The 16112-nt window shown below is 57.4% G+C and carries 12 protein-coding genes and 1 pseudogene; 6 read left to right on the forward strand and 7 right to left on the reverse strand.

Annotated features, from left to right (window positions below; translation table 11 throughout):
* Positions 1–41: 41 nt before the first annotated feature.
* Together AWM79_RS13445 and AWM79_RS13450 are read right to left on the reverse strand one after the other, a co-directional pair.
* Positions 42–1664, reverse strand: a complete 1623-nt coding sequence (locus tag AWM79_RS13445) for an MFS transporter (RefSeq protein ID WP_017132203.1) — start codon at positions 1662–1664, stop codon at positions 42–44.
* A gap of 100 nt (positions 1665–1764) precedes the next feature.
* Positions 1765–3426, reverse strand: coding sequence for a GMC family oxidoreductase (locus AWM79_RS13450; RefSeq protein WP_017132204.1), 1662 nt, complete (start codon positions 3424–3426; stop codon positions 1765–1767).
* A 136-nt stretch (positions 3427–3562) separates the two neighbouring features.
* Between AWM79_RS13450 and AWM79_RS13455 the strand changes: the two genes are divergently transcribed.
* Positions 3563–4450 (forward strand): LysR family transcriptional regulator, encoded by an 888-nt coding sequence (locus AWM79_RS13455; RefSeq protein WP_060783060.1) that lies wholly within the window; start codon positions 3563–3565, stop codon positions 4448–4450.
* 35 nt (positions 4451–4485) lie between these two features.
* On the opposite strand, the pseudogene AWM79_RS24400 reads toward AWM79_RS13455, so the two are convergent.
* From AWM79_RS24400 to dnaA, 5 genes and pseudogenes are all read right to left on the reverse strand, one after another.
* A pseudogene (locus tag AWM79_RS24400) lies at positions 4486–5242 on the reverse strand (transposase family protein); the annotation flags it as partial.
* Between the two features lie 160 nt (positions 5243–5402).
* Complete coding sequence (gyrB, locus tag AWM79_RS13465) at positions 5403–7820, reverse strand: DNA topoisomerase (ATP-hydrolyzing) subunit B (protein WP_017132231.1); 2418 nt, start codon at positions 7818–7820, stop codon at positions 5403–5405.
* A 4-nt stretch (positions 7821–7824) separates the two neighbouring features.
* Positions 7825–8928, reverse strand: a complete 1104-nt coding sequence (recF, locus tag AWM79_RS13470) for a DNA replication/repair protein RecF (protein ID WP_060783061.1) — start codon at positions 8926–8928, stop codon at positions 7825–7827.
* Positions 8929–8966: 38 nt separating this feature from the next.
* Positions 8967–10070 carry a DNA polymerase III subunit beta gene (dnaN, locus tag AWM79_RS13475; RefSeq protein WP_017132233.1) on the reverse strand — a complete coding sequence of 368 codons (1104 nt, stop codon included), beginning with the start codon at positions 10068–10070 and terminating at the stop codon, positions 8967–8969.
* Between the two features lie 38 nt (positions 10071–10108).
* On the reverse strand, positions 10109–11626 hold the full coding sequence (gene dnaA, locus AWM79_RS13480; protein ID WP_026013205.1) for a chromosomal replication initiator protein DnaA: 1518 nt from the start codon (positions 11624–11626) through the stop codon (positions 10109–10111).
* A 564-nt stretch (positions 11627–12190) separates the two neighbouring features.
* Here dnaA and rpmH point away from each other — a divergent pair.
* The 5 genes from rpmH (at position 12191) to mnmE (ending at position 16110) form a co-directional block, all read left to right on the forward strand.
* Positions 12191–12325, forward strand: a complete 135-nt coding sequence (gene rpmH, locus AWM79_RS25400) for a 50S ribosomal protein L34 (protein ID WP_003213577.1) — start codon at positions 12191–12193, stop codon at positions 12323–12325.
* A gap of 16 nt (positions 12326–12341) precedes the next feature.
* On the forward strand, positions 12342–12743 hold the full coding sequence (gene rnpA / locus AWM79_RS13485; RefSeq protein ID WP_017132235.1) for a ribonuclease P protein component: 402 nt from the start codon (positions 12342–12344) through the stop codon (positions 12741–12743).
* Positions 12736–12981, forward strand: a complete 246-nt coding sequence (gene yidD, locus AWM79_RS13490; protein ID WP_039792602.1) for a membrane protein insertion efficiency factor YidD — start codon at positions 12736–12738, stop codon at positions 12979–12981. Before rnpA ends, yidD begins: the two co-directional genes overlap by 8 nt.
* Positions 12982–12983: 2 nt before the next feature.
* A complete protein-coding gene (gene yidC, locus AWM79_RS13495) occupies positions 12984–14663 on the forward strand; it encodes a membrane protein insertase YidC (RefSeq protein ID WP_017132236.1) in 1680 nt (559 codons plus the stop codon).
* Positions 14664–14739: 76 nt separating this feature from the next.
* Positions 14740–16110 carry a tRNA uridine-5-carboxymethylaminomethyl(34) synthesis GTPase MnmE gene (gene mnmE, locus AWM79_RS13500; RefSeq protein WP_017132237.1) on the forward strand — a complete coding sequence of 457 codons (1371 nt, stop codon included), beginning with the start codon at positions 14740–14742 and terminating at the stop codon, positions 16108–16110.
* Positions 16111–16112 lie beyond the last annotated feature (2 nt).

Raw genomic sequence — 16112 nt, forward strand, 5'->3', positions numbered from 1 at the left:
GCCGCGGGTGACAGATACACCACTGCCACCCGTCGAACCGCTTAGACCTTATCGATATCCACATCCCTGGTTTCTTTCAGGCAGAACAGCCCCACCACCAGACTGATCCCGGTGACTAGCACCGGGTACCAGAGGCCGTAGAAGATATTGCCGGTATAGACCACCAGGGCAAACGAAACGGTCGGCAGGAATCCACCGAACCAGCCGTTGCCGATATGGTAGGGCAGCGACATGGACGTGTAGCGGATGCGGGTCGGGAACAATTCGACCATCACCGCCGCCAGCGGGCCGTAGGTCATGGTAGCGATCAGGATCAACAGCACGATCAGCAAGACCACCATCGGTTCGTTCACTGAACCCGCGTCGGCCTTGGCCGGGTACCCGGCCTGGCTGATGGCCGCGCGCATGGCTGCTTCGTCGAAGCCGCTGATCTTCTGCTCGCCCACCGAAACCGTCACCGTGGAACCCGGCGCTGCTGTCCGGGAATCGTAAGGCAGGCCCTGTTTAACCAGGAAGGTCTTGACCTGGTCGCAAGGGCTATCGAAACGGGCTTTACCCACAGGGTCGAACTGGAAGGTACAACCAGCCGGATCGGCCAGTACGACGATGGGCGCCTGCCGGCTGGCGGCGTCCACCTGCGGGTTGGCGTAATGACTCAGCGCCTTGAACAGCGGGAAGTAGCAGACCGTCGCCAGCAACAGACCCAGCATGATAATCGGCTTACGACCGATCTTGTCCGAGAGCCAGCCAAACAGCACAAAGAACGGTGCACCGATCACCACGCTGATAATCAGTAGCGTGTTGGCCTGGGCCGGATCCATCTTGAGCATCTGGGTCATGAAGAACATCACGTAGAACTGAGCGGTGTAGAAAGTCACCGCTTGCCCGGCGTTGATGCTGAACAATGCGGTCAGGACGATCTTCAGGTTCGGCCAGGAACCGAAAGACTCGCGGATCGGCGACTGGCTGACCTTGCCCTGTGCCTTCATCTTCACGAAAGCGGGTGATTCGTGCATGCTCAGGCGAATCCAGGTAGAGATCGCCAGCAGGAAGATCGACAGCAGAAACGGCAAGCGCCAGCCCCATACTTCGAACTGATCGCCGCTGATGTAGCGACTGGCCAGGACCACCAGCAACGATAGCAGCAGTCCGAGGGTCGCCGTGGACTGGATCCAACCGGTGTGCAAACCCCGCTTGCCAGCCGGTGCATGTTCGGCCACATAGGTCGCGGCACCACCGTATTCACCGCCCAGCGCCAGCCCCTGGAGCATGCGCAACACCACCAGGATAATCGGCGCGGCGATGCCGATGCTGCTGTAGGTCGGTAGTAGGCCGACGGCAAAAGTCGAAAGGCCCATCAGGACGATGGTCATGAGAAAGGTGTATTTGCGTCCGATCATGTCCCCCAGCCGACCGAACACCAGCGCGCCGAACGGTCGCACCAGGAAGCCTGCGGCAAAGGCCATCAGCGCGAAGATAAACGCAGTGGTGTCGTTGACCCCGGCAAAGAACTGCTTGCTGATCACCGCCGCCAGGGCGCCATAGAGAAAGAAGTCATACCACTCGAAGACGGTCCCGAGGGATGACGCAAAGATGATCTTTCGTTCTTCCTTGCCCGTGCTGGCAGACGCCGGCGTTGACTGTTGCTCGATATAGTCCGACATGCGTGATGTCCTCGGCCTTGTGGGCCCCAGTGATTATTGTTGTTGTTCCACTGTGAATTGCGCCTGACGACCAACGCAATCCTGCTGCCGATCGCTCTGTTCAAGCGCTCGGTAATACACTTTCCGGGGTGCTGCCCAATCCTCCTTGGTCCGTCGCCTGGCGAGTTTGCAAAATCATCCGCGCAGCTTTTTCCGCAATCATCACTGTCGGTGAACAGGTATTGCCGGAGGTGATCTGTGGCATGATCGAGGCGTCCGCCACCCGTAACCCGGGCACGCCGTGGACCCTCAACTGGGCATCGACCACAGCCTGCGCACCGTTGCCCATGCGGCAAGTGCCGACCGGGTGGAAGATGGTGGTGCCGATCTTTGCGGCGGCCTCGTAGAGTTGTTCTTCACTTTGCAGGGACGCACCGGGCAGGTATTCCTCGGGCTTGAACACGCGCAGGGCAGGGGCGTCGACAATGCGCCGGGTCAGGCGAATGGCCTGGGCGGCGACCCTCAGGTCCTCGGGATCGCTGAGGTAATTGGGATCGATCAGCGGTGCATCCTCCGGATTGGCCGAGCGGATATCGATGCGACCCCGACTCAACGGTCGCAAGTTGCACACCGACGCGGTGAATGCAGGAAAGCGATGCAGGGGCTCGCCGAAGCGTTCCAGCGACAGCGGCTGTACGTGATATTGCAGGTTGGCCGAGCGTTGCTCCGGGCTCGATTTCACAAAGGCGCCCAACTGGCTCGGCGCCATCGCCAGCGGACCACTGCGGTCGTAGAGATAGCGCAAGCCCATGCCGGCTTTGCCCCACAGGCTGTTGGCCACCTGGTTGAGCGTGCGGGCATTGCTGAGCTTGTAGATCAGTCGCAGTTGCAGATGGTCCTGCAGGTTGCCACCCACGCCCGGCAGTTCGTGGCGCACGGCAATCCCGAGGCTTTCCAGCAACGGTCGTGGACCGATGCCGGAGCGTTGCAGGATTGCGGGAGAGCCGACCGAGCCGGCGCAGAGGATGATTTCCCGACGGGCAGGGAACCAGCGCTCCTCGCCTTGCCAACGCGCCAGGACTGCCGTGGCCCGACCGTTTTCCAGGCTGACCCGGTTGACCTGCACGCCCGTCAGGATAGTCAGGTTGGGACGCTTGAGCACCGGTCGCAGAAAGGCCTTGGCCGAATTCCAACGCACTCCGGAACGCTGGTTGACCTGAAAGTATCCACAGCCCTGATTATCACCGGCATTGAAATCACTGACGCTGGCAATGCCATTTTCAGCGGCGGCGGCGCGGAAGGCATCGAGGATCGGCCAGGAATAACGCTGCTGCTCCACCCGCCACTCGCCCCGGTCGCCATGGCATGCGTCGGCTCCACCGAAGTGATTTTCGCTGTGTTTGAACAACGGCAACACATCTTTCCAGGCCCAACCCGGATTGCCTTGCTCAGCCCAGCGATCATAGTCGCTAGACTGGCCACGCATGTAAATCATACCGTTGATAGAGGAACTGCCACCGAGTACCTTGCCCCGCGGGTAGCTCAGGCTGCGACCTTGCAGGCCGGCTTGGGGCTCGGTCTTGAAACACCAATCGGTGCGTGGATTACCGATGCAGAACAGATAACCGACCGGAATATGAATCCATGGGTAGCTATCCTGGCCGCCGGCTTCGAGCAACACCACGTTGTTGCGCGGGTCGGCGGACAGTCGGTTGGCTAGCACACAACCCGCGGGGCCAGCACCGACGATCACATAATCGTAAGGCAGATGGGCCGATGACATCAGCAACCTCGCCGTTTTATTGTCCTTGTATCAGCTTATGTTATTGATTAATTTCGAGATGAAAACCTGCGTTTTTGCGCATAGGCTGCGCGTTTTCAAGCAAGGAAAGTGAAACCGACGATTCACAAGGAGCCCTATGTTTGACTGGAACGGCTTGCGATTTTTCCTCGAACTACAGCGTAGCGGACGTTTGCTGAGCGCTGCCAAACGGCTGAATACCACCCACAGCACTGTCGCCAGGCACATCGAAACCATCGAGCGGAACCTGGGCACCGCATTGTTTGTCCAGCATGCCCAGGGCTATGAACTGACACCCTCGGGCCAGGCCTTGCTCAAACATGCCGAGGCGATGGAGAACGTCGCGTTGCTGGCTCAGGAAGAAATCACTCAAGCCATTGCGCCCCTGGGCAAGATTCGCCTGGGTGTGACCGAAGGCATCGGCATTATGTTCCTCACCTCGCGCCTGGGCGGCCTGTTCGAGCGCTACCCCGGACTGGAAGTCGAGCTGGTGGCGGTGCCACGCTTCGTCAGCATCCTCAACCGCGAGGCTGAGATCAGCATCCACCTCGACCGCCCCCACGCCGATATGCTGATCACCCGTAAGCTCACTGACTATCGCCTGGCACTTTATGCCAGCCCGGCATACCTGGCTAGGGCACCGCGCCTGATCATCCGCGACGACCTTTCGCGGCACCAGTGGATCGGTTATGTCGATGACCTGCTGTTCAGCCAGGAACTGTTGTTTCTCGACCACTTCTGCCGTTCGCCGAACGTAACCTTGCGCAGCACCAGTGTGATCGCCCAACAGATCGCGGCACGAGCTGGCTTGGGCATCGCGGTGCTACCCAACTACATGGCCAAGGATGATCCGCAACTGGTGCGGATACTGCCCCAAGAGACGATCCAACGCAGCTACTGGATGAGCACTCGCAGGGAACTGCACAAGTCCGTCAGGTTGAGGGTAGTGTGGGATTTTTTGTTGGAGCTATGTGCGAAAGAGCAGGAGATTTTATTGGCAGAGTGATGCTCAGTCGCCCTTGCCGAAGAGCTTTGCATAATTTGACGCTGGCTCACCGCCCGGCGCAGCGCCTGCGCGACCGACTCGGTGTGCAGGCTTTCATGAACGTGATAGCCCACAATCTTTCGCGAAAAAGCATCCGTCACGATGATGACTGTCGGTTGTCTTGTGATACGCCCGCTTGCGAGCTACCAATAAACGTCGTTCACGCAGAATCGCAAACAGGCGATCTCGACCCACTTGTAGCTCATGCTGCGGCTGGCACTGCAGCAAGTAATACAGCTTTCGGGTACCCAGCCGCGGCTGCCGCAGGCGCTTTTGCTGAACGAAATCGGCAACCTTCTCATCCAAAATCAGACGAGCAGCATCGGCGCGATTGCGTTTGTAGTAAGCCTGTCGACTTATCCCCATGAACTGACAAGCCCTGCTGATGCTCAGGTTTTGGATTCGTTTTTTGCGCGAGGACTTGCCGGGACGCTTTTTTACGACAGAGAGACCGTAGTCATGCTTCAAGACGTCCACGGTCGCCTCGAGAAACTGCGCTTTCTGATTGGACAGCGCCAACTGCTCTTCAAGCTCTTTGATGCGTTGCTCTGGCGTTAATGGTCGGTTTTTTTCGGGCATAGACCCCATCCTCCGCGAGCCAATATATGTGCCGGGGCTCCAATCTTGCCGACCGTGCTTGCGTAACCATGTCAAAACGGTCGTTTTGCCTTGAATCCCGTAGCGCTCCTGAGCCTCTTTATAACTCAGCTCACCTTTTTCAACCTGGTCGACGACCGACAATTTAAAAGTCAGCGTGTAGTCTCGCTGACTACGCCTTTTTTGCCGATTCCATTACGCCCTCCTGAAAAACAGATCAGAAGGTATAAACCCTATTCAGGACGGGACACACAGCACAAAAAAAGGCCAATGCAGACAAAGCATTGGCCTTTTTTCGTTTTGCACTCTAACCCAATCAAAAATCCAGGTTCGACACCGCCAATGCATTGCTCTCGATAAAGTCTCGGCGTGGCTCAACCGCGTCGCCCATCAAGGTGTTGAAGATCTGGTCGGCGCCGATGGCGTCTTCGATTGTCACTTTCAACATGCGACGGACCGCCGGGTCCATGGTGGTTTCCCAGAGCTGGTCAGGGTTCATTTCACCCAGTCCCTTATAGCGCTGGATCGTGTGGCGCTTGGTGCTTTCGGCCATCAACCAGTCCAGGGCTTCCTTGAACTCGGTCACGGCTTTCTTGCGTTCACCACGTTGAATGTAGGCACCTTCGTCGAGCAAGCTGCTCAATTGCGCGCCCAGGGTCACTACGGTCTTGTAGTCGTTGCTGCCAAAGAAGTCGCGGTTGAAGGTGATGTAGTTCGACAGGCCGTGGGAGATCAGTTCGACTTCCGGCAGCCAGACGTTACGCTCACGATCTTCCCGCAGGCTGGCCTTGTAGACCAGGCCGGACTTCTCGTTCAGGCGCAGGCGGACCTCATATTTGGTCAGCCATTCCTGCATCGCCGCATGATCACCCAATTGCTCCAGGCTCACAGCCGGCAGATAGATGAAGTGCTCGGTCAGCTCCTGTGGATACAGGCGTGACAGGCGCTTGAGGGTCTTCATCACCATGCGGAAGTCGTTCACCAGACGCTCCAGCGCCTCACCGGAAATCCCCGGTGCGTCTTCGTTCAGGTGCAGGCTCGCATCTTCCAGGGCCGACTGCGTCATGTACTCTTCCATGGCGTCATCGTCCTTGATGTACTGCTCCTGCTTGCCTTTCTTCACCTTGTACAGCGGTGGCTGGGCGATGTAGATGTAGCCGCGCTCAATCAACTCCGGCAATTGGCGGAAGAAGAAGGTCAGCAGCAGGGTACGGATGTGCGAACCGTCGACGTCAGCATCGGTCATGATGATGATGTTGTGATAACGCAGCTTGTCGATATTGTACTCATCGCGACCGATGCCGCAGCCCAGTGCGGTGATCAGTGTGCCGACTTCCTGGGAAGAGATCATCTTGTCGAAACGGGCTTTCTCAACGTTGAGGATCTTACCCTTCAACGGCAGGATCGCCTGGGTGCGACGGTTGCGACCCTGCTTGGCGGAACCGCCAGCAGAGTCACCTTCCACCAGGTACAGTTCGGACAGGGCAGGGTCTTTTTCCTGGCAATCCGCCAGTTTGCCCGGCAAGCCGGCGATATCCAGCGCACCTTTGCGCCGAGTCATCTCACGCGCTTTACGCGCCGCTTCACGGGCACGCGCGGCATCGATCATCTTGCCGACCACCAGCTTGGCTTCGTTCGGGTTCTCCAGTAGAAAATCGGAGAAATACTTGCCCATTTCCTGCTCGACTGCGGTCTTCACTTCGGAAGAAACCAACTTGTCCTTGGTCTGGGAACTGAATTTCGGGTCCGGTACTTTCACCGAAATGATTGCAGTCAGGCCTTCACGGGCATCATCACCGGTGGTGGCGACCTTGTGCTTCTTCGCCAAGCCTTCCTGTTCGATGTAGTTGTTCAGGTTACGGGTCAGCGCAGAACGGAAACCCACCAGGTGAGTACCGCCGTCGCGCTGCGGGATGTTGTTGGTGAAGCACAACAGGTTTTCGTTGAAACTGTCGTTCCACTGCAAGGCAATCTCTACGCCGATGCCGTCTTCACGTTGGATGTTGAAATGGAACACCTGGTTGACCGCCGTCTTGTTGGTGTTCAGGTATTCAACGAACGCACGTAGACCGCCTTCATACTTGAACAACTCTTCCTTGCCACTGCGTTCGTCCTTGAGGACGATGCCGACGCCGGAGTTGAGGAAAGACAGTTCGCGAATCCGCTTGGCCAGGATGTCCCAACTAAAATGGATATTCTTGAAGGTTTCTCCGGAAGCCTTGAAGTGAATCTGGGTGCCGGTAGTTTCGCTCTCGCCGACGATTCTCATCGGTTCCTGAGGTACGCCATGAACGTAAGTCTGTTCCCAGATTTTTCCGCTGCGACGCACGGTCAGTACCAACAGTTCGGACAGTGCGTTTACCACCGACACACCTACGCCATGTAGGCCACCGGATACTTTATAGGAGTTATCGTCGAACTTACCGCCAGCGTGCAGTACGGTCATGATGACCTCCGCTGCGGATACGCCTTCTTCCTTGTGTACATCGACCGGAATGCCGCGACCATTGTCGCGCACGGTGATGGACTCATCCGGGTGGATGATAATGCTGATGTCGTCGCAATGACCGGCCAGAGCCTCGTCGATGGAGTTATCGACCACCTCGAACACCATGTGGTGCAGACCGCTGCCATCATCGGTGTCGCCAATGTACATACCGGGACGTTTGCGCACGGCATCCAAACCTTTCAGCACTTTGATGCTGGTCGAGTCGTACGTATTTTCTTCGCTCATGCCTTCACTCCCGATGGTCGTGGGTCTGGGTGATACAGCCTTGTTCCACGTGGAACAAAGCGACTGGCGTTTCCGTCTGCCAGCCCTCCCTCAATAATTCATGATCTACACAGGTGATAAATACCTGGCAGCGTAAGTCTTCAAGCAAGCGACACAGCGCACGGCGGTGCTGCTCGTCCAGTTCGGACGGCAAGTCATCCACCAGATAAATACATTGGCCGCGCCGGGCCTGACTGACCAGATGCCCCTGAGCGATACGCAATGCACAGACCACTAATTTCTGCTGACCCCGCGACAAGATATCCGCGGCATTATGTGCGCCCAATCGGAGGCGCAAATCAGCTCGTTGTGGTCCAGCCTGGGTATGCCCCATTTGCTGGTCTCGATGTAGGGAAGAGGCGAGCACGGCACTCAGCTCTTTGTCCTTGTCCCACCCACGGTAATAGCTAAGCGTTAAGCCTTCGAGTTCGACTAGTTCACTTAAGGTCTGCTCAAAGACTGGTTTCAAGGCTTTGATATAAGCGCGGCGGTATTCATCGATTTCGGCGCTGGCCAGGCACAACTCTCGGTCCCAGGCTGCTTGCGAAGCGGCGTCAAGTGTACCATGCCGCAGCCACGAGTTCCGCTGCCGCAGGGCCTTCTGCAGGCGCTGCCAGGTCGACATGAAACGTGGTTCCACGTGGAACACTCCCCAGTCGAGAAACTGCCGACGAATTTTAGGCGCGCCTTCCAGCAGGCGAAAACTATCCGGGTTGATCAACTGCAGCGGCAGGATCTCCGCCAGTTGTGCAGCGCTCTTGGCATTCTGGCCATCGATGCGAATCTGGAATTCACCCTGGCGATCGCGGGATATTCCCAATGCGCTATGGCCACCCTCGGCCAATTCGACCTGGCCAAATACTGTGCAGGCGAGTTGCTCGTATTGGATCACCGGCAACAGGCGAGTACTGCGGAATGAGCGGGCCAGCCCCAACAAATGGATAGCTTCCAGCACACTGGTTTTTCCGCTGCCATTGGCACCGTACATGATATTGATACGTGCAGAGGGAGAGAACGTCACCGGGTGCAGGTTGCGCACCGCGGTGACCGAAACACGGCTGAGGGACATCTAGCGTGAGGCGCTGAACATGGACAGGCGAGGCACTGTTACAGACGCATCGGCATGACGACGTAGGCCGAGTCGTCGTTGTCTGACTCTTGTACCAGCGCACTGCTGTTGGAGTCGGACAGGATCAGGCGAACCTGCTCGGTGGTCATCACACCCAGCACGTCAAGCAGGTAGCTCACATTGAAGCCGATCTCCAGGGAGCCACCGTCGTAGTCGACTGCTACTTCCTCTTCCGCTTCCTCCTGCTCAGGGTTGTTAGCCTGGATCTTCAACTGACCGCTGGCCAGTTGCAGACGGATACCGCGGTACTTCTCGTTAGACAGGATCGCAGTACGGCTGAAGGCTTCGCGCAACGCCTGACGATCGCCCAGTACCAGCTTATCACCGCCTTTGGGCAGGACACGCTCGTAGTCCGGAAACTTGCCATCGACCAGCTTCGAGGTGAAAGTGAACTCACCCGTAGTGGCACGGATGTGGTGTTGCCCCAGCACGATGCTGACGTTGCCTTCCGGTTCGGTCAGCAAGCGGGCCAGTTCGAGAATGCCTTTGCGCGGCACGATCACCTGATGACGGTCGGGTTGACCGATGTCGGCTTGCATCGAGCACATCGCCAGGCGATGGCCGTCGGTGGCCACGGCACGGATCACCCCAGCGGAGACTTCGAGCAGCATGCCGTTGAGGTAGTAGCGAACGTCCTGCTGGGCCATCGCAAAACTGGTGCGCTCGATCAGACGCCGCAACTTGCTTTGATCCAGGCTGCAGGTCAACGAACCGGGGCCTTCCTCCACAGTCGGGAAGTCATTGGCCGGCAAGGTTGACAGCGTGAAGCGACTGCGGCCGGCCTTCACCACCAGCTTCTGCTCGTCGAGCTTGATATCGATCAGGGCATCGTTCGGCAGGCTTTTACAAATATCCATCAGCTTACGCGCCGGCACGGTGATTTCTCCCGACTCGGCGGGCTCCTCGAGCTGGACGCGACCGACCAGCTCGACTTCCAAGTCGGTACCGGTCAGCGACAGTTGCTGGCCTTCGACAACCAGCAGCACATTGGAGAGCACCGGCAAGGTCTGGCGGCGCTCAACGACGCCTGCGACCAGTTGCAGGGGTTTCAACAGGGCTTCGCGTTGAATGGTGAAATGCATGGTCTAGTCCCTTGCCTTAGTAAGCTGCGCTGCGGTTCTCAAGTGGTCAGTGTGCGCAGCAGGTTCTTGTAGTCCTCGCGAATGTCCGCGTCGGATTCCTTAAGCTCGTTGATCTTGCGGCATGCGTGCAAGACCGTAGTATGGTCGCGTCCGCCAAAGACATCACCAATTTCAGGCAAGCTGTGGTTGGTCAGTTCCTTGGAGAGGGCCATCGCGACTTGACGCGGACGTGCCACCGAACGCGAACGGCGCTTGGACAGCAGGTCGGAGATCTTGATCTTGTAGTACTCGGCCACGGTGCGTTGGATGTTATCCACAGACACCAGCTTGTCCTGCAACGCCAACAGGTCCTTCAGCGATTCGCGAATCAGCTCGATGGTGATGTCACGGCCCATGAAGTGCGAGTGAGCGATCACCCGTTTCAGGGCACCCTCAAGCTCACGGACGTTGGAACGAATACGCTGAGCGATGAAGAACGCCGCATCGTGAGGTAACTCGACCTTAGCCTGGTCGGCCTTCTTCATCAGGATCGCCACCCGGGTTTCCAGCTCCGGCGGTTCGACCGCTACTGTCAGGCCCCAGCCGAAGCGCGATTTCAGGCGTTCTTCCAGACCTTCGATTTCCTTGGGATAACGGTCACTGGTGAGAATCACCTGTTGACCGCCCTCGAGCAAGGCATTGAAGGTGTGGAAAAACTCCTCCTGGGAGCGTTCCTTGCGAGCGAAAAATTGAATGTCATCGATCAGCAGAGCATCCACCGACCGGTAGAAGCGCTTGAATTCGTTGATGGCATTGAGCTGCAGCGCCTTGACCATGTCTGCGACGAAGCGCTCCGAGTGCAGGTAAACCACCTTGGCGTTCGGATTCTTCTTTAATAGATGGTTACCCACGGCGTGCATCAAGTGGGTCTTACCCAGGCCGACGCCGCCATACAGGAACAGCGGGTTGTAACCGTGTTTGGGATTGTCCGCTACCTGCCAGGCTGCTGCACGGGCCAACTGGTTAGACTTACCCTCGACAAAATTCTCGAAGGTGAAGGTGCGGTTCAAGTAGCTGGTGTGCTTGAGTGCCCCCTCGACCTGGACGGTCCGTTGCTCCGAACGCACAGGAGCCTGCTGCGAGCTGGCACCGGCCATCGGATCAAAACTATCGCGGGAGGGCTCTTCGTTGACCTCGACCACCTGCTTCTGGGTCGAAGCAACTTGTGTTGGCGCGGCTACGGGTGTCGGTGCCGCAACGGCACTGGCCGCCATGGCCTGAGAGGCCGCGGCGGCCAGCGGCGCATTCGGGGCGGCACGCGGAGCGGAGCTGCGCCTGCTGCCTATCAATAAGGAAAGGGCAGGCGCCAGGCCATTGCCGTGCTCGCCCAACAGTTCAAGCAAACGTCCCAGGTACTTTTCATTTACCCAATCGAGCACAAAACGGTTCGGTGCATAGACACGCAACTCGTCGCCCTCGGCTTCGACCTGTAGTGGGCGGATCCAGGTGTTGAATTGCTGGGCAGGCAGCTCATCACGCAGAAGTTCCACGCACTGCTGCCAAAGTTCCACTGACACGGATATCCCCTAAGTTGAAAGCCGGTGAGGCAAAAACAAGCAGCCATTGTACCGGCAGGCACAGCACTTATCCACATGTCGATTGCAGGGAGACCCCAAAGAATCAAGGTCTTATCTGTGAACAAAGCGACAAATGGTATGTGCATAAGCTCTGTGGATAACTACCCTTGAGGTCGTTGCACAAGTAGGATCGAAAGTCTGTGGGTAACTCGCTTGTGGATAACATGGCGTTCCACACACAGCTTTTCCGACAGCACAGCACAGGCTCGACACCGTTTCCCCACCGTGTTGTCATTCTCTGTACAGCAGGTATCTAGAGCCCTCCAGGTACTTATCCACAGATACTGACCTCTTAAGCTTCTATAAGCTTTACAGAAAAGCTTTAAATAATTCCCTTCTTTATTTCTATAGCTAGCTCCGGAGCTGATCAAGCGCAGAGGCCAATACCTATGAAGAAGTAAAAGCTGGTTGGAAATTGACCTAGAGGCTTGCTTTCTCTAGAATCCCCGGTCTCTTAAAACGGGGGCCATTCCGGCCCGTTGTGACGAACCAGGTAGCAACGCCATGAAACGTACTTTCCAACCCAGCACTATCAAACGCGCTCGCACCCACGGTTTCCGTGCTCGCATGGCAACCAAGAACGGTCGCGCCGTCCTGTCGCGTCGTCGCGCCAAAGGCCGCGCTCGTCTGGCAGTTTGATAATCCGGCACGGGTGGTGAGTCAGGACTTCAGTCGGGAAAAGCGTCTGCTTACGCCACGACATTTCAAGTCAGTCTTTGACTCCCCTACCGGCAAGGTTCCGGGGAAAAACCTCCTGCTCCTTGCGCGCAACAATGACCTTGATCATCCCCGTTTGGGGCTGGTTATTGGTAAAAAGAGCGTGAAGCTCTCCGTTGAGCGTAATCGCCTCAAACGTCTGCTGCGCGAATCGTTCCGTCTGCACCAGGATTCACTGATTGGCTGGGACATTGTTATCGTCGCGCGCAAAGGTTTGGGAGACGTAGAAAACCTCGAATTGATTCAGCATGTCGGCAAACTGTGGAAGCGCCTGGCTCGTAACGCGTCGGCGACCGCGGTAAAAACCGAGCCTGCAGGGGTAGACAGCCCAAATGCGTAAACTGGCGCTCGTTCCTATCCAGTTTTACCGCTATGCCATCAGTCCACTGATGGCCAGCCACTGTCGTTTCTACCCCAGTTGTTCCTGCTACGCGTACGAAGCCATCGAAACTCATGGACTCCTGCGCGGTGGCTGGCTGACCTTTCGTCGTTTAGGTCGCTGTCATCCGTGGAATGCCGGTGGTTATGACCCGGTTCCACCTATTCCTACCTCCCGTTCTTCTTCGATGGCCGAGTAATCATGGATATCAAACGCACGATCCTGATCGTCGCCCTGGCAATCGTGTCCTATGTCATGGTTCTCAAATGGAACCAGGACTACGGTCAGGCTGCCCTGCCGACTCAGAATGTTGCCAGCACCACCGTTTCTGGCTTGCCGGATACGGCAACCGTCGGCAATGCCGCCGCCAGTGATGACATTCCACGAGCTGCCAATGACACCAGTGTTGCTGTTGAAGCACCGGTGGCCGCCAGCAAAGACCTCATCCATATCAAGACGGATGTGCTCGACCTGGCTATCGATCCAAAAGGTGGGGATGTTGCGCAACTGAAGTTGCCGCTTTATCCACGTCGCCAGGATCATCCGGAAATCCCGTTCCAGCTCTTCGATAACGGTGGAGAGCGCACTTATCTGGCACAAAGTGGCCTGATCGGTACCAACGGTCCGGACTCCAGCTCCAGTGGCCGCCCGTTGTACTCTTCCGAACAGAAGAGTTATCAACTGGCTGACGGTCAGGACAAATTGGTCGTCGACCTTAAGTTCAGCGAAAACGGGGTCAACTACATCAAGCGTTTCAGTCTGAAGCGCGGCCTGTATGACGTGACCGTTTCCTACCTGATCGACAACGAAAGCGCACAGCCTTGGTCAGGTGCGATGTTCGCCCAGTTGAAACGTGACGCCAGTGCGGATCCTTCTTCCAGCACCGCTACCGGTACTGCGACTTACCTGGGCGCCGCCCTGTGGACAAGTTCCGAGCCGTACAAGAAAGTGTCGATGAAAGATATCGACAAGGGTTCACTGAAAGAAACCGTTCAAGGTGGCTGGGTTGCCTGGTTGCAACACTATTTTGTGACCGCCTGGGTTCCCGCCAAGGGCGACAGCAATGTCGTGACCACCCGCAAGGACAGCCTGGGTAACTATATTATTGGCTACACCGGTCCTTCGCTGACTGTCGCTCCAGGTCAGAAAGTCGAAACCAGCGCGATCCTCTATGCAGGTCCCAAGAGCCAGGCCGTATTGAAGGAGTTGTCCCCAGGTCTGGAACTGACGGTCGACTACGGCATCCTGTGGTTCATTGCCCAGCCGATCTTCTGGTTGCTGCAACATATCCACAGCCTGCTTGGCAATTGGGGCTTCTCGATCATCGTCCTGACCATGCTGATCAAAGGGCTTTTCTTCCCCTTGTCGGCTGCCAGCTACAAGTCGATGGCTCGTATGCGCGCCGTTGCCCCAAAACTGGCGGCGCTGAAAGAACAACATGGCGACGATCGGCAGAAAATGTCGCAGGCCATGATGGAGCTGTACAAAAAAGAGAAGATCAATCCACTGGGCGGTTGCTTGCCGATCCTCGTGCAGATGCCAGTTTTCCTCTCGTTGTATTGGGTGCTTCTGGAAAGCGTGGAGATGCGCCAGGCGCCGTTCATCCTGTGGATTACTGACCTGTCGATCAAGGATCCGTTCTTCATCCTGCCGATCATCATGGGTGCAACCATGTTCATCCAGCAGCGTTTGAACCCGACTCCGCCGGATCCGATGCAGGCCAAGGTGATGAAGCTGATGCCGATCATCTTCACCTTCTTCTTCCTGTGGTTCCCTGCCGGTCTGGTGCTGTATTGGGTGGTGAACAACTGCCTGTCGATCGCTCAACAGTGGTACATCACACGTAAGATCGAAGCCGCTACCCAGAAAGCCGCCGCGTAACTTACTCTGTGGATAACCACTCAAGACGCCCCCTAGTGGGGCGTTTTGCTATCTGCCACTTTTTGAGGCCCACTCCATGAACGTCCCTCGGGAAACCATCGTCGCCGTTGCCACCGCCCAGGGGCGCGGTGGTGTCGGCATCGTCCGTATTTCCGGGCCTTTGGCGCGGAGTGCGGCGCTGGCCATCAGCGGTCGCGAACTGAAACCGCGTTTTGCTCACTACGGTCCATTGCGCGGGGACGCCGGCGAGGCGCTCGATGAAGGCCTCGCGTTGTATTTTCCGGGACCGAATTCGTTCACCGGCGAAGATGTCCTGGAATTACAGGGTCACGGCGGTCCGATTGTCCTCGACATGCTGTTACAGCGCTGTCTGCAACTGGGCTGCCGGCTGGCGCGCCCCGGAGAATTCAGCGAACGAGCCTTCCTCAATGACAAACTCGACCTGGCCCAGGCCGAAGCGATTGCCGACCTGATCGAAGCCAGTTCGGCTCAGGCTGCGCGCAATGCCCTACGTTCACTGCAGGGCGCGTTCTCTCAGCGTGTGCATAACCTCACCGAACAATTGATCAACCTGCGGATCTATGTGGAAGCGGCCATCGATTTTCCCGAGGAGGAGATCGACTTCCTCGCTGACGGCCATGTGTTGGCGATGCTTGATGCGGTGCGTGACGAGTTATCCACAGTAATACGCGAGGCCGGGCAAGGTGCGCTGTTGCGCGATGGCATGACCGTAGTGATCGCCGGTCGGCCGAATGCCGGCAAATCGAGCTTGCTCAATGCCCTGGCCGGCCGCGAGGCGGCGATTGTCACTGAGATCGCCGGGACGACCCGGGATGTCCTTCGTGAACATATCCACATCGATGGCATGCCGCTGCACGTGGTCGACACGGCCGGGTTGCGCGATACCGACGACCAGGTAGAAAAGATCGGCGTGGAGCGAGCCCTCAAGGCCATCAGCGAGGCCGACCGGGTGCTGTTGGTGGTGGACGCCAGCGCGCCTGAGGCTGTGGATCCTTTTGCATTGTGGCCGGAGTTTCTCGAACAACGGCCGGATCCGGCGAAAGTGACGCTGATCCGCAATAAGGCTGACCTGACGGGGGAAAATATTGCCCTGGAAACCAGCGCAGACGGTCATGTCACCCTTAGCCTGAGCGCCAAGACCGGTGGCGACGGCCTGGAGCTGCTGCGCGACCACCTCAAGGCCTGCATGGGTTATGAACAGACAGCGGAAAGCAGCTTCAGCGCTCGCCGCCGGCATCTGGAGGCGCTGCGTTACGCCAGTTCAGCCCTTGAACACGGTCATGCGCAGTTGACCTTGGCCGGTGCCGGGGAGCTGTTGGCCGAAGATTTGCGTCAGGCACAGCAATTTCTCGGGGAAATCACCGGCGCATTCAGTTCCGATGACCTGTTGGGGAGAATTTTTTCGAGTTTTTGTATCGGCAAATGACT

The organism is Pseudomonas agarici, from assembly GCF_001543125.1.
In the GTDB taxonomy this organism is placed as follows: Bacteria; Pseudomonadota; Gammaproteobacteria; order Pseudomonadales; family Pseudomonadaceae; genus Aquipseudomonas; species Aquipseudomonas agarici.

What these genes read in the sequence shown, in the direction of transcription:
- AWM79_RS13445 (WP_017132203.1), bottom strand. Translation starts at nt 1,664, where the DNA reads ATGTCGGACTATATCGAGCAACAGTCAACGCCGGCGTCTGCCAGCACG.
- AWM79_RS13450 (WP_017132204.1), bottom strand. Translation starts at nt 3,426, where the DNA reads ATGTCATCGGCCCATCTGCCTTACGATTATGTGATCGTCGGTGCTGGC.
- AWM79_RS13455 (WP_060783060.1), top strand. Translation starts at nt 3,563, where the DNA reads ATGTTTGACTGGAACGGCTTGCGATTTTTCCTCGAACTACAGCGTAGC.
- gyrB (WP_017132231.1), bottom strand. Translation starts at nt 7,820, where the DNA reads ATGAGCGAAGAAAATACGTACGACTCGACCAGCATCAAAGTGCTGAAA.
- recF (WP_060783061.1), bottom strand. Translation starts at nt 8,928, where the DNA reads ATGTCCCTCAGCCGTGTTTCGGTCACCGCGGTGCGCAACCTGCACCCG.
- dnaN (WP_017132233.1), bottom strand. Translation starts at nt 10,070, where the DNA reads ATGCATTTCACCATTCAACGCGAAGCCCTGTTGAAACCCCTGCAACTG.
- rpmH (WP_003213577.1), top strand. Translation starts at nt 12,191, where the DNA reads ATGAAACGTACTTTCCAACCCAGCACTATCAAACGCGCTCGCACCCAC.
- yidD (WP_039792602.1), top strand. Translation starts at nt 12,736, where the DNA reads ATGCGTAAACTGGCGCTCGTTCCTATCCAGTTTTACCGCTATGCCATC.
- yidC (WP_017132236.1), top strand. Translation starts at nt 12,984, where the DNA reads ATGGATATCAAACGCACGATCCTGATCGTCGCCCTGGCAATCGTGTCC.
- mnmE (WP_017132237.1), top strand. Translation starts at nt 14,740, where the DNA reads ATGAACGTCCCTCGGGAAACCATCGTCGCCGTTGCCACCGCCCAGGGG.